Here is a 12,654-nt window from a genome sequence, read left to right as displayed (position 1 = left end):
TGGCGCGGTCCTCAACACGCCGGCGGCTCGGCCAGGGCGGCCTCGGTGAACACCAGCAGCCCGAGCTCCGGGCGATAGCCGTGGATCTCCGTGACGTCCAGGGCCTGCAGGAAGTGCAGGATCTCCTCGCTGACCACCTGCCCCGGCACCAGCACCGGAAATCCCGGCGGATAGGGGATCACGAAGCTCGCCGAGACCACGTCCCGGCCCTGGCGCGTCTGGGCCTGAAGCTCGCCGTTGTCGAACCGCAGGTATTCGGTGTTCTCCTCGTCGTAGCTGAGGAAGTAGGCGCTGCGGATGTCGCCCTCGGGAGTCTCGGGACTGCGCCGGAAGGCGTCATGGAAGCGGCTGAAGTCGGGCAGCGGCGGCAGCTCCCGGGTCAGGGAGTGGACCCGCTGCTCGATGATCCTGCGCTCAGGGCGGCTGCTCTCCTCCCAGCGAGTCTCGAACTCCTTGGCCAGCTTGATCAGCACGTCGAGCAGATAGGCGATGGAGCCGCGGGTGGTGCCGATGTTGGTCATGAACAGCACGGTGTTGCGCGACGTCTTGTTGATCTGGATGCCGTACTTGTTCATCAGGTATTCGTTCTTGAAGGCATCGCCGTCGACGCCGGTCGCGCCGATGGCGATGGTGATCCGGGAGGGATCGATCACGAACTCGTCCCGGGCCCAGGCTTCCTCCATCTGGTTCCAGCCGGTCACCGGGTCGTAGAAGGACTCGACCCCGGACTCACGATACTCGGCGGGCACCATGTCGGCGTTCTTGAGCACCCGGAAGTACTTCTGCAGCAAGGGATGGGTATACAGCTGCTCGCGCAGCGACAGCGCCGCCTCGACCTGGGCGTGTACCAGCTCGAAGCCTTCCATCTCGGCCTGCATGCGCCCCACGTCCAGCGAGGCCAGGATCTGATAGTTGGGCGAGGTCGAGGTGTGTGTCATGTAGGCCTCGTGGAACGGGGCCTCGACCCGCTGGCGGAAATCCTGATCGAAGACGTGGATCATCGAGCCCTGACGCAGCGAGGTCAGGGTCTTGTGGGTGGAATGGGTGGCGTAGGCGCGCAGGCGCACGAGGTCGGGATCCGGCAGCAGCGGACGCTCGAGCCAGGAGGCGTCGTCGTCGGGGTCGAGGGCGTCGAACTCGGCCTTCCAGGCCGCGTACTCCTCCCGATAGGCCTCGCTGCGGTAGCGGTCACGCAGCGTGCGTGCCGCGTGCATGGCGGTGCGCGGCCGATAGGTGGGGTTGAAGGAGGCGAAGGCGAACCAGGCCTCGTCCCACAGGAACACGAGGTCCGGCTTGATCGCCAGGCACTCCTCCATCACCCGGCGCACGTTGTAGACCACGCCATCGAAGGTGCAGTTGGTCAGCAGCAGCATCTTCACCCGCTCGAGTTCGCCGGCGCGCCGATAGGCGAGCAGGGTCTTCTTGATCTCGTGCAGCGGCACCGCGCCGTACATCGAGTAGTCGTCGAGGGGATAGGAATCCAGATAGCTGACGTGGGCGCCGGCCAGCACCATGCCGTAGTGGTGCGACTTGTGGCAGTCGCGGTCGACCAGCACGATGTCGCGGGGCTTGATCAACGCCTGGACCACGATCTTGTTGGCTGTCGAGGTGCCGTTGGTGACGAAGAAGCTTCGCCGGGCGCCGAAGGCCCGGGCGGCATACTCCTGGGCCTTCTTGATCGGCCCGTAGGGCTGCAGCAGCGAATCCAGCCCGCCGGAGGTCGCCGACGTCTCGGCCAGGAAGATATTGATGCCGTAGAAGTCGATCATGTGCCCCGCCCAGTGCGAGCGGGTCACCGACTTGCCCCGCGAGATCGGCATGGCGTGGAAGACCCCGGTGGGCTTGCGACTGTATTCGCGCAGGGCGTCGAAGAAGGGCGTGCGGTAACGGTCGTCGATGGCGCGCAGAATGGTGTGATGCTGTTCGATGTAGTCGGTCTCGCGGTAGAAGATGCGCCTGAAGTGGCGGATGTCGCCGCTGGCGGTGCTCTCCACGTCGCCGCTGGTGACCAGGAACTGGTCGATCTCCGGGCGCAGCTCGCTGATCATCGAACTGAGCAGGATGCTGCGCTCCGCCTCGGACTGGTGCTCCAGCTCCTGCTCGGAGAGCCCCTCCAGATAGTTGCGCAGCGCGCTGAGGTTGTACTTCGACTTGTAGGGAAACTCGTAGCGGATCAGGCAGGCCTGGATATTGGGATTGACCAGCACCGCGATCAGGGCATCCTCGAAGCTGCGCACCGTGACCACGTCGTAGACGAAGCGGTCCTCGGGGCGACGCAGGTTGTGGAAGGCCTCGCGCACCACCTCCTCTTCCTGGGCCGAGAGGTTGTCGACGATCAGCAGCTCGAAGTAGGGCTGAGCCGAGCTGTTCGACGCCGGATGCCCACGGCGCAGCTGATTGAGGGCGTCCAGGGTCTCGAGGTCCTCGGCATCGGCGTCGGTCTCCGAGAGGTCGACGTGGCGACGCCGGTAGGACTCGCTGATCAGCGCCCGCACCAGGCGCCTGACCACCTTCTCGAGCAGCCCGTATTCCTGGCGTTCGAACAGCGCCCAGATGTGACGGAAGTCCTCCTTGGAAGGGAAGGCGTGATAGTCCTCGATGATCTCCAGCCGGGTGAGCTTGACGTCGATCGCCTTGATCAGCTGACGCTGGCCGCCCTCGTCCTTGAGGCGCACGAGCTGGCCGAGATCGCGCTTGAGGGCGTTCCAGGTGTCGGCACGCAGCTGGGAGATCTTGTGATAGAAGCCCAGCGCGGTGTAGGGCGTTTCGGAATGGCTGCTGTCGTGCATGGCGATCCCCTCTGGCTGTTCTTGTTCTGCACCCGTTCAGCCCGTATAGAGCCCCCGTGCCCCGTAGCGGACGGTGATGCGTTCCTCGGGAAAGTCGTCGAACCCCAGCTCCAGGTTGAGCCCCGGCCAGTGGAAGCCGGCACTCCCCTCGGTCGGTCGATAGACGGCGGTATAGATCGTGCCCAGGCCGCGGCCATAGTCGTGACGGAACAGCGGCGGCGACGCGAGGGCGGAGACGAGGCGCGCCTCGCCGGTACTCTCGTCGTCCACCAGGATCGACAGCTGGCGTTCGCGGATCAGCGTCTCCGAGGCCAGGGCGTGGGCATACCACTCGATCTTCTTCTGGTGGTTGGTGGCCACCGGCACGCGGCGGATGCTGGCCCGGCGGTCGGGGGCGATCATCGCCGTCACGTAGCGCCCGGCCCGGTCGGCGACGGTGATGTTGTAGGCCATGTGCGTCGGCACCCGAGCCAGCACCTCGGCGGCCTGAGGCACGTCGTCACAGGTCTCGAGCAGGTAGCGCAGGATGATCGGCGCACCGAAGCCGTCACCTACCGCCTTGCGGCCACCGAAGGCCAGCGAGACCGCCAGCCCGGCATCGTTCATGCCGTCGAGCACGCCCCACAGGCAGTCGGACATGGCGATCACCCGGCGCCGGTTCCAGCGGCTGCAGAGGATGGTGCCCTCGCACAGCTCGGGCGGATAATCGTAGTTGCGCGCCAGCACCGTCGACGACGGCCGCGCCAGCACCGCCTGGGAGCAGCCGGTGATATAGGCCGGAGGGCGATACAGGCTCAGCAGGCGCGCGCTGAGATCTCCGCCGCCGGCCAGCTCGCACAGCGTCCGGTAGGTGTCCATCAGCTCGGGCATGTGCCGGCGCAGGGCGTTGTAGCAGGCCAGATAGGCCGGTCGCTCGCGCTCGCCCTCGCTGAGGTACCACTGCTCGTAGGCCGGCCAGTGGTAGTCGAACAGCGACCGCCACTTGGGCCCCGGCAGCTCCTCGCGCACGGTGCGAAAGTCCAGCATCTTTTCCGGCCCGCTCCCCCACCTGCCCGGGGGCGGGCCGGAGTGATGTCTGCCGCTCATAGGATCTTGAAGTTGCCACCGCCGATGGCATGGCTGACGGCGACCTCCTCCACCACGGGATCCTGAAGCGGCTGGCCGGCGTACTCGCCGCGAATGCCTTCGATCCACGCGCGGGCGCGCTCGGTGAGCTGGAAGTCGTCGTCCATCAGCCGCCCGCGGGTGATCAGGATGCCGAGATCCGCCCCCTCATAGCGGAAGTCGCCCTCGCCGCTGATGCGCAGGAAGAACGCTTCCTGCTCGTTCTCGGCGGCATGGGGATGGGAGTCGTAGTGGTCGTAGGCGATGCGGCCGTCCTGCTCCATGCGCCACACCCCCGAGGCCGGCACCGCGGTCAGCAGATCGACGCTTTCCTCGGTATGCTTGATGACCAGCTGGCTCCAGCTGTCGATGCTCTCGGGATGCGACCAGCGCTCGTTGATCTCGGCGATGTCGAGGTCGAAGTCGAGATCCGAGAACTCCAGCAGGTGAAACAGGAACAGCGGGATGTCGGAGTGGGCGAAGGCCGCCACGTTGGTCAGCGAGCTGGCCCCGGTGACCCGTGGATTGAGCTCGCCGAGATAGACCTCTCCACCATCCATGTCGATCAGGAAGTCGAGCTCGAAGTAACCCCGGTAGCCCTCCTCGCGCAGGGCCTCGCCGAACTTGAAGGTGTACTCGCGGGCCTTGTCGCGCACCGTCTGGCTGAAGGCGCCGGCAAACATCTCGTTGCCGCACCAGCCACCCTTGTAGGGCGTCAGCGACTTGAAGCCGACCAGTTCGGTCATCAGCGGGCCGACCACGGTGCCGCTGCGGGTGGCACAGGCCTCGATGGCAGAGCCGCGGCAGTTGATGCGCTTCATGATCTTGACCTCGGGCTCGGCCTCGATCTCCTCGGCGACCTTGTAGTAGTCCTCCTCGCTGGCGATGAAGAAGGTGGTATGCCCGGAGTCCCCGTAGGCGGTCTGCACCACCAGATCGGTGCCGAGTTCGCGGCTCACCTCGAGCAGCTCCTGGTAGCTGCCCACCTTGGCCAGCACATTGGGCACGCTGGGCACCCCGGCCTTGTTGCCGATGCGCACGGTCTCGATCTTGTTGTCCATCCGCGAGCGCAGCGCCGCGGGCGGGAAGGCGACCTTGAGCCCCAGCTGTTCACAGACCTCCTCGGTGTGCTCGTCGAACATCAGGAAGGTGGCGATACCGGCGTCATCGCCCTGGGCGCGGGACTGGATAAAATCGATCACCTCCTTGTGCTCGAGGAGGTAGTTGTTGATGTCCTCGATACCCTCGAAGTCGCGGGGAAACTTCTCTCGCGGCACGAAGACGTTGCGCTGACGCCGATCGAAGCAGTCGATGTAGTTGATATGGCGAAAATTCCCGACCCAATCGCCGATTCCCAGCAGATTGAAGTTGGTCGCCGAGATGAAATAGATCGGGCGCTTGTTGTTGAGGAAATGACGACGGACATCGGCAATGCTTGTTATTTTGCTGCTCATCGTAGTCGCTCCCTGAGGGGCTTCGGAGGCCTCGGGTGCCGCCGCAGAGGCGGAGCCCCGGGGCCGCTCGGCGTCGGCATGGCCGGCGACCGCGGACGGATGGAACAGGCGACGCAAACCACCAAGGATTCTGGCGAACATGGTGGCTCCTCAATTCCGGAATGGTTGCTGAGAGACGATCAGTACTCCTCAAGGTTAGTGCGTTGTGGCTTTTCCAGAGGCCCCAGGGTATCCAGGAAGGGCGAGGAACCGCCCTCGTGGCGATACAGCGTGAAGTCGACGCGCCGGTCGCGGAAGCTCTTGAGCGGCTGACCGAGGCCGCGCAGGCCGGTCTCGCGCTCGCGACGCACTCGGCTCAGATCGACCTCGACGGGCATGATCTCCTCGCCGGTGCCGGCCTGGTGGATGACGTCGCCGGAGGGCCCCACCACGATGGAACGCCCGTTGCCGATGGCCCCGGCCCCGTTGATGTCGAAGAAATAGCACTGGTTGACCGCGGCGTTGGTCCGCGCGATCGACAGTTCGATGTCGCGGTCGATGGTGTCGGTCATGGTCGGATGCAGGATCACCTCGGCCCCCATCGCCGCCAGGGTGCGGGTGGTCTCGGGAAACCACATGTCGTAGCAGATCGACACGCCGAAGCGACCCACCTGCGGCACGTCGAAGACGACGAACTCCTCGCCGCTCTCCACGCCGGCCTCGTAGGGGCGGAACGGGAACATCTTGCGATAGCGCGTCACGACCTCGCCGCGGGGATTGATCACCGACAGGGTGTTATAGATGGCATCACCGGCCTGCTCGAACATCGAGCCCGGAATCAGCCAGATGCGGTGCTTCTCGGCCAGGTGGCAGAACATCGCCTCGGCGTGGCTGGGCATCGGCTGGGCGTGGTGTGGCGAGGCGCCCAACGGCATCAGCTCGCTGAACAACACCATCTGCACCTGGGGAAAGCGGCTCATCAGCACATCGATGCGATGGCGCATGGCTTCGGTGTTGTCGCCATGATGCAGGGCATGCATCTGGACACCGGCAATCGTGAAGTAGGACATGTCATACCCTCGCGTCAGGCGATCTCGAATCACGGCAGGCGGCCGGCGCCACGCATCGTGCTTGGCCGGAGGGATCGCCCGGCGTGGTGGGGAAATCCCACCGCTCTTCTAGCTTATGCCACGTGCGGCGGGGCGAATCAACGCAACAGGAACGCCGCGATCTGCCGCCCTCAGTCGGACACGAAGTCGCCGGCGGCGAATCCGCCATCGGGCCGCTTGACGCGCTTGGTGACGATGTAGGTGAAGTAGCGCTCGATGCCGGCGTCGGACATCAGCCAGGCATCGATCAGGCGCTGGTAGGCATCGATGGAGGCGGCCTCGAACTTGACCAGGTAATCGACCCCGCCGCCCACGGCCACGCACTCGGTGGCCTCGGGGGTGTCATGGACGAGTGCCTCGAAGCGGGCGAAGCTCTCGGCGTTGTGGCTCTTGAGCTCGATCTGCACCCACACCGGCGTGCGCGGCCGCAGCACCTCCGGATTGAGGCGCGCCCCGTAGCCCTCGATGATGCCGGCCTTCTCCAGCCGCCGCACCCGCTCCCAGCAGGGGCTGACCGAGAGGTTGATCGCCTCGGCCAGCTTCGACTTGGTGATGCGCCCGTCGCGGGACAGGATCTCGAGGATCTTCAGATCGTAGCGATCGAGCTTCATGACAAGGAATCGACCACCTCGGCGATCACCGCGATGGTGTCGCCCATGTTGACGTTGGCCGGGAAACGGCGCGCCATCAGCAGCCCGTCGCGCTCGGCGCGGTACTCGATGGGCGTGGCGCCGCTGCGGGTCATGTCGTAGACCCGGGCGATCACCTGGCCGTTCTCCACCGTCTCGCCCAGCGCCACCGTCAGTTCGAGCAGCCCCGAGTGCTCGCTCTGCACGTAGCAGCTGGCGTCCGGCATGTCGAGATAGACCTGGGGCTCGACGGGCGCCTCGATCTCGCCCGCGACCAGCCCGAAGTGAACCAGGAAGTTGTGGATGCCACGCTCGGTGATGGCCAGGCTCTCCGGCGTGGAGGTGCCGCCGCCGCCGAGCTCGGTGGCCACGAACACCTTGCCCTGGCGCTCCACGGCGGTGTCGAACAGCGCCTCGGCGTCGAGCTCGAACATGATCATGGCGTAGGGCGCGCCGAAGGCCTTGGCACCGTCCAGCGCGCGACGCTGCTGGTCGGCATCGTCGAGCACGTGGGAGGCGGCGAACGGCACGATGTCCAGGGTGCGGCCGCCGGAGTGCAGGTCGAGCACCGCATCGCTCATCGGCACCAGGGTGCGGGTAAAGTAGTCGGCAATCTTCTCGGTGACGCTGCCGTCGGGGTCCCCGGGGAAGCTGCGGTTGAGGTTGCCGCCGTCCATCGGCGAGGTGCGCTTGCCGGCCTGGGCCGCCGGGGTGTTCATCATCGGCACGATGATCACACGCCCCGTGACGTCCTCGGCGGACAGCGAGCTCGAGAGCTTGTGCAGCGCGGTGATGCCCTCGTACTCGTCGCCGTGGTTGCCGCCGGTCAGCAGCGCGGTCGGGCCCTCGCCGTTCTTGACCACGGTGATCGGGATCATCACCGCCCCCCAGGCCGACTCGTCGTTGGAGATCGGCAGCTTGAGGAAGCCGTGCTGGACACCGTCGGCCTCGAAGTCGACGGTGGCGGCAATGGGGCTCGGTCGCTTGCTCATGGCGTTACTCCTTACATGACGAACAGCTGGCGGGGGAAGTCGGCCAGCGTCTCGCAGCCGTCCTCGGTGATCAGGATGCTCTCGGTGATTTCCAGGCCCCAGTCGTCGACCCACAGGCCGGGCATGAAGTGGAAGGTCATGCCGGGCTCGAGGATCGTCTCGTCGGAGGGACGCAGGCTCATGGTGCGCTCGCCCCAGTCCGGCGGATAGCTGATGCCGATGGGGTAGCCGCAGCGCGCACCGCCGCGGTCGAAGCCGTACTTGTCCATGGCCGCGCCCAGCGCCATGGCGATGTCCGCGGTGCGGTTGCCGGGCCTGGCCACCTCGAGGCCGTGCTCGATGCCCTCGAGCAGCGCCGACTCGGCGCGCACGAACTCCGCCGGCGGCCGCCCCAGGAACACGGTGCGCGACATCGGCGCGTGATAGCGCTTGAACACCCCGGCGATCTCGAAGAAGGTGCCCTCGCCCTCGCGGAACGGCGTGTCGTCCCAGGTCAGGTGAGGCGCGGCGGCGTCCTTGCCGGTGGGCAGCATCGGCACGATGGCCGGATAGTCGCCCCCGTAGACCTTGCCGTGCTCGTCCTTCCAGCCTTCGATGCCGACCCGGTAGATCTCCGAGACCAGCTTGCTCTTGGGCAGCCCCGGCTCGATCACCTCGAGGATGCGCGAGTGCATGCCCTCGACGATGCGCGCCGCGATGCGCATGTACTCGATCTCCTGGGCCGACTTGATCGCCCGGCACCAGTTGACCAGACCGTTGGCGTCCAGGAAGCGCGCATGGGGCAGCTCGCGCAGCAGCGACTGGTAGGCCTTGGCCGAGAAGTAGTAGTTGTCCATCTCCATGCCCACCACGCCCTGGTGCCAGCCGCGATCGGGCATGATCGACTGGGCCAGGTACTCCATGGGGTGCATGTCCGGATTCTGCACGTAGTGATCCGGGTAGTAGGTGAGGTTCTCGGGGTCCATCCAGCAGGTGCGCAGCGCCCCGTTGGCATCCATGCGCCGGCCGTACCACACCGGCTCGCCTTCGAGCCCGAGCAGCACGCACTGGTGGACATAGAAGGACCAGCCGTCATAGCCGGTCAGCCAGGCCATGTTCGAGGGGTCGCTGATGATCAGCACGTCGATGCCCCGGCTCGCCATCTCGGCGCGGACTTTCCAGAGCCGGCCGGCATACTCCTCGCGAGTGAAAGGCAGGGAAACCTGAATCATGAAATCGCTCGTCCAACGATCACGTCACCGAATACCGGCCACCTCTCGATCCTGGAGGTGCCGGGGCGCCAAGGCGGTTGACGGCCATGCGAGGGGCCGCTTGAATTGTCATGATTGACGACAGCACAATGCATGACAATGTCAGTCAATGTCTTTCAGCCGATACTAGCACCCCCGCTTGGCCGACGGTCAAAGGCTTTATTGCATCATGACACTCGATCTGACGCCCTTCCTGCAGGACGCCGGCCCCAAGTACCTGGCCATCGCCCGAGCCCTCTCCGAGGCCATCCGCCAGGGTGAGCTCGCCCCCGGCACCCGGCTGCCGCCGCACCGTCGACTGGCCGAAACCCTCGGCGTCAGCGTGCAGACCGTCTCGCGCGCCTACGCCCAGGCCGAGAAGATGGGCCTGGTGCAGTCGAGGATCGGCAGCGGCACCTGGATCAACACCCTGGACGACGCCCGGGAATCGGCCTACCTGCGCGGCCAGGAACCGCGTCGGGAGAGTGCGCTGGTCGACCTGTCCATCGCCCATCCGGTGTGCACGGCGGCCCATCACCGCCGCTTCCGCGACACCCTGGCCTCGCTGGCCCAGCACGTTCGCCCCGAGGTGATCGCCGCCAACCGTCCCATCGCCGGGCTGCTGCACCAGCGCGAGCGCGCCAGCGACTGGCTGGCCGGCAGCCTCGGCGTGCCGGGCGGTCCCGAGGACCGGGTGCTGTGCAACGGCGCCGCCCACGGCCTGATGCTGGCCATCTCCACCGTGGTCCAGCACGGCGACCTGGTGCTCACCGAGGCGCTCACCGATCACGGTCTGATCGCCCTGTCGCGCACCCTGGGCTTCCAGCTGCGCGGCGTGGCCATCGACGAGCGCGGGGTGATTCCCGAGGCCCTCGACCTGGCCTGCCGGCGCCTGCGGCCGCGCGCCGTGTGCCTGACACCGACCCAGCTCAACCCCACCGGCGCCACCATGGACGAGGCCCGGCGCGACGCCGTGGCCCGGGTGCTCGACCATCATGGCGTGTGGCTGATCGAGGACGACGTCCATGCGCTGCTCGAGCCGCCGGGGCTCTCGCCGCTGGCCGCCCGGCTGCCGCACCTGTGCTTCCACGTCACCAGTCTGACCAAGGTCGCCCTGCCGGGGCTGCGCGCCGGCTACCTCAGCGTGCCCCGCGGCCAGCTGCACCACGCCCTGCCGCGGATGCGCGCCACCACCTGGATGGCCACCCCGCTGGTCTTCGAGCTGGCCGACGCCTGGCTCGCCGACGGCACCCTGGCCCGACTGGCCGTCGAGCAGCGCGAGCTCTTGGCCGAGCGCCAGCGCCTGGCCGGTCGCCTGCTTGCCGGCCACGAGTTCAGCGCCCGACCCACGAGCCTGCATCTCTGGCTGTCGCTGCCCAGCGCCTGGCGCGCCGAGGAGCTCCAGCAGCAGGCCGAGCAGGAAGGCATGGCCGTCACCACCGCCACGCCGTTCATGGTCGAGCAGGCCCCGGCGCCGCGGCGCATCCGCCTGAGCCTCGGCGCCGAACCGGATCTCGAACGCCTGGAAGGCGCCCTGTCGCGTCTGGCCGGGCTGCTCGACGAGGCCCCGCCGCCGATGCAGATCATCTACTGACCGTCTCGTGCCCCCAATGATTTTTAGAACTTCGTGATCTAAAGAAGCGATCTTCCATGCCGATAGGGAGGCGTCCCTTTCCTGTCCACGCCAAGGTCGCTCCCCATGCTGCAACGCTTCTCCATCGGCGCCCGCCTCGCCATGGCCTTCTCCCTGATCGTCCTGCTGCTGCTGGCCGCGGGCGCCGTCGGCCTGCGCGGCCTGTCCCAGGTCCGCGACACCGCCGTCGACACCCTGAACGTCGATGCCGCCACCGCCCTCAACGCGGCCCGCGTGCAGCAGCTGTCGCTGGAGCTGCGCCGCTACGAGAAGGACACCTTCATCAACCTGCGCGAGGCCGACCGGGTCGCCTCCTATCGTGACAAGTGGCTGGGCGCACACGCCGACCTCGATGACGTCCTGGCTCGTGGCGCCGAGCTGGCACCCACGCCCGAGCTCGGCGACCTCTACCGGGAGGCCGACACCGCCCTCGATGGCTACGCCGCCGGCTTCGACGCCACCCATGCCCGCCTGCGCGACGGCGACTTCACCACCACCGCCGAGGCCAACCGCGCCTTTTCGGACTACAAGGCGGCGGTCTATCGGCTGCAGGATGCCGCCGATGCCATCGGCGAACGCGCCGCGCAGCGCATGGATCGCGCCGAGGCCGGCATCACCGCGCGTCATCGGGGCGCCGTCACCGGCCTGCTGATCTTCGCCGGGCTGGCCGTCGCCGCGGCCGTGCTGCTGTCGCTGATCATCACCCGCAGCATCGTGCGTCCGCTGCACCAGGCGCTGGCCGTCACCGAACGGGTCGCCGAGGGCGACCTGCGCCAGGTCATCGAGGCGCGAGGCAGCGACGAGACCGCCCGCCTGCTCGGCGCCCTGCGCCGCATGAGCGACTCGCTCTCGGGCCTGGTCGCCTCGATCCGCCGCACCAGCGACACCGTGCATCGGGGCGCCACCTCGATCGCCCGGGACGGCCACGAGCTGGCCGCCTATACCGAACAGCAGGCCAGCGCCCTGCAGCAGAGCGCCGCCAGCATGGAAGAGATCACCGGCTCGGTGACGCAGACAGCGGAGAGCAGCCGCCAGGCCGACCGGCTGGCGGAGGACGCCACCGTCCAGGCCCGCGTCAGCCACGAGAGTGTGGCCAGCAGCGTGGCGCTGATCCGCGACGTGGTCGCCGATGCCGCCCGCATGGACGGCATCATCGAGACCATCGACGCCATCGCCTTCCAGACCAATATCCTGGCCCTCAACGCCTCCGTGGAGGCGGCCCGGGCCGGCGAGCGCGGCCGCGGCTTCGCCGTGGTGGCCACCGAGGTGCGCGCCCTGGCCGGCCGCAGCGCCGAAGCCGCCGGCGAGATCCGCCAGCTGCTGGAGGGCACCCGTCGTCAGCTCGACGAGTGCGCCCGCCAGGCCGAGCAGAGCGACGCCAGCATGACCGACACCAAGCAGAGCATCGAGCGCCTCGGCGAGGAGGTGCTGAGCATCGGCGCGGCCACCCGCGAGCAGTCCGACGGCCTGACGCAGATCGGCACCGCCGTGGCCGAGCTCGACTCGGCGACCCAGCGCAACGCCAGCCTGGCCCAGGCCACCACCGCATCGGCGGCGTCGCTCGAGCAGGACTCGGGCGAACTCAATGCCCTGGTCGCCCGCTTCCGCCTCGCCGAATCGTTCGAGGAGGCACCGGTTCCCCTCGCCGCCCCGACCTCCCGCCGCGCCCACACACCGGCGCTCGCCTGAACGGGCTTTCCCCGCGGCGGCGAAATCGCGAAGATGGACGCGAACCC

The 12,654-nt window shown here is 67.4% G+C and carries 9 protein-coding genes; 2 read left to right on the top strand and 7 right to left on the bottom strand.

Annotation, left to right across the window (positions count from 1 at the left end):
* Positions 1-11: 11 nt before the first annotated feature.
* From CVH10_RS10500 to doeA, 7 genes are all read right to left on the bottom strand, one after another.
* A complete protein-coding gene (locus CVH10_RS10500) occupies positions 12-2,789 on the bottom strand; it encodes an aminotransferase class I/II-fold pyridoxal phosphate-dependent enzyme (RefSeq protein ID WP_106488641.1) in 2,778 nt (925 codons plus the stop codon).
* A gap of 36 nt (positions 2,790-2,825) precedes the next feature.
* Positions 2,826-3,815 (bottom strand): C45 family autoproteolytic acyltransferase/hydolase, encoded by a 990-nt coding sequence (locus tag CVH10_RS10495; protein ID WP_081945808.1) that lies wholly within the window; start codon positions 3,813-3,815, stop codon positions 2,826-2,828.
* A gap of 56 nt (positions 3,816-3,871) precedes the next feature.
* On the bottom strand, positions 3,872-5,347 hold the full coding sequence (locus CVH10_RS10490) for a biotin carboxylase (RefSeq protein WP_035594817.1): 1,476 nt from the start codon (positions 5,345-5,347) through the stop codon (positions 3,872-3,874).
* Between the two features lie 179 nt (positions 5,348-5,526).
* Positions 5,527-6,396: a carbon-nitrogen hydrolase family protein gene (locus tag CVH10_RS10485; protein ID WP_035594820.1), complete on the bottom strand. Its 870-nt coding sequence runs from the start codon at positions 6,394-6,396 to the stop codon at positions 5,527-5,529.
* Positions 6,397-6,566: 170 nt separating this feature from the next.
* Positions 6,567-7,046 carry an Lrp/AsnC family transcriptional regulator gene (locus CVH10_RS10480; protein WP_106488640.1) on the bottom strand — a complete coding sequence of 160 codons (480 nt, stop codon included), beginning with the start codon at positions 7,044-7,046 and terminating at the stop codon, positions 6,567-6,569.
* The gene (gene doeB / locus CVH10_RS10475) at positions 7,043-8,056 is read right to left on the bottom strand and encodes a N(2)-acetyl-L-2,4-diaminobutanoate deacetylase DoeB (protein ID WP_106488639.1); all 1,014 of its coding nucleotides are present in this window, start codon (positions 8,054-8,056) and stop codon (positions 7,043-7,045) included. Before doeB ends, CVH10_RS10480 begins: the two co-directional genes overlap by 4 nt.
* An 11-nt stretch (positions 8,057-8,067) precedes the next feature.
* Positions 8,068-9,267 carry an ectoine hydrolase DoeA gene (gene doeA, locus CVH10_RS10470; RefSeq protein ID WP_035594829.1) on the bottom strand — a complete coding sequence of 400 codons (1,200 nt, stop codon included), beginning with the start codon at positions 9,265-9,267 and terminating at the stop codon, positions 8,068-8,070.
* A gap of 208 nt (positions 9,268-9,475) precedes the next feature.
* Here doeA and CVH10_RS10465 point away from each other — a divergent pair, with 208 nt between their 5' ends.
* Both CVH10_RS10465 and CVH10_RS10460 read left to right on the top strand, forming a co-directional pair.
* Positions 9,476-10,879: a PLP-dependent aminotransferase family protein gene (locus CVH10_RS10465; RefSeq protein ID WP_106488638.1), complete on the top strand. Its 1,404-nt coding sequence runs from the start codon at positions 9,476-9,478 to the stop codon at positions 10,877-10,879.
* Positions 10,880-10,984: 105 nt separating this feature from the next.
* Positions 10,985-12,607 (top strand): methyl-accepting chemotaxis protein, encoded by a 1,623-nt coding sequence (locus CVH10_RS10460; protein ID WP_106488637.1) that lies wholly within the window; start codon positions 10,985-10,987, stop codon positions 12,605-12,607.
* Positions 12,608-12,654 lie beyond the last annotated feature (47 nt).

It is taken from the genome of Halomonas sp. ND22Bw (genome assembly GCF_003011945.1).
GTDB lineage: Bacteria > Pseudomonadota > Gammaproteobacteria > Pseudomonadales > Halomonadaceae > Halomonas > Halomonas halophila.
Note: the sequence above shows the minus strand (reverse complement) of the source record. Positions and strands in the feature narration are given on the sequence as shown.

Excerpts from the sequence above, each read along its gene's own strand:
- CVH10_RS10500 (WP_106488641.1), bottom strand. The coding sequence starts at position 2,789 with ATGCACGACAGCAGCCATTCCGAAACGCCCTACACCGCGCTGGGCTTC.
- CVH10_RS10495 (WP_081945808.1), bottom strand. The coding sequence starts at position 3,815 with ATGCTGGACTTTCGCACCGTGCGCGAGGAGCTGCCGGGGCCCAAGTGG.
- CVH10_RS10490 (WP_035594817.1), bottom strand. The coding sequence starts at position 5,347 with ATGAGCAGCAAAATAACAAGCATTGCCGATGTCCGTCGTCATTTCCTC.
- CVH10_RS10485 (WP_035594820.1), bottom strand. The coding sequence starts at position 6,396 with ATGTCCTACTTCACGATTGCCGGTGTCCAGATGCATGCCCTGCATCAT.
- CVH10_RS10480 (WP_106488640.1), bottom strand. The coding sequence starts at position 7,046 with ATGAAGCTCGATCGCTACGATCTGAAGATCCTCGAGATCCTGTCCCGC.
- doeB (WP_106488639.1), bottom strand. The coding sequence starts at position 8,056 with ATGAGCAAGCGACCGAGCCCCATTGCCGCCACCGTCGACTTCGAGGCC.
- doeA (WP_035594829.1), bottom strand. The coding sequence starts at position 9,267 with ATGATTCAGGTTTCCCTGCCTTTCACTCGCGAGGAGTATGCCGGCCGG.
- CVH10_RS10465 (WP_106488638.1), top strand. The coding sequence starts at position 9,476 with ATGACACTCGATCTGACGCCCTTCCTGCAGGACGCCGGCCCCAAGTAC.
- CVH10_RS10460 (WP_106488637.1), top strand. The coding sequence starts at position 10,985 with ATGCTGCAACGCTTCTCCATCGGCGCCCGCCTCGCCATGGCCTTCTCC.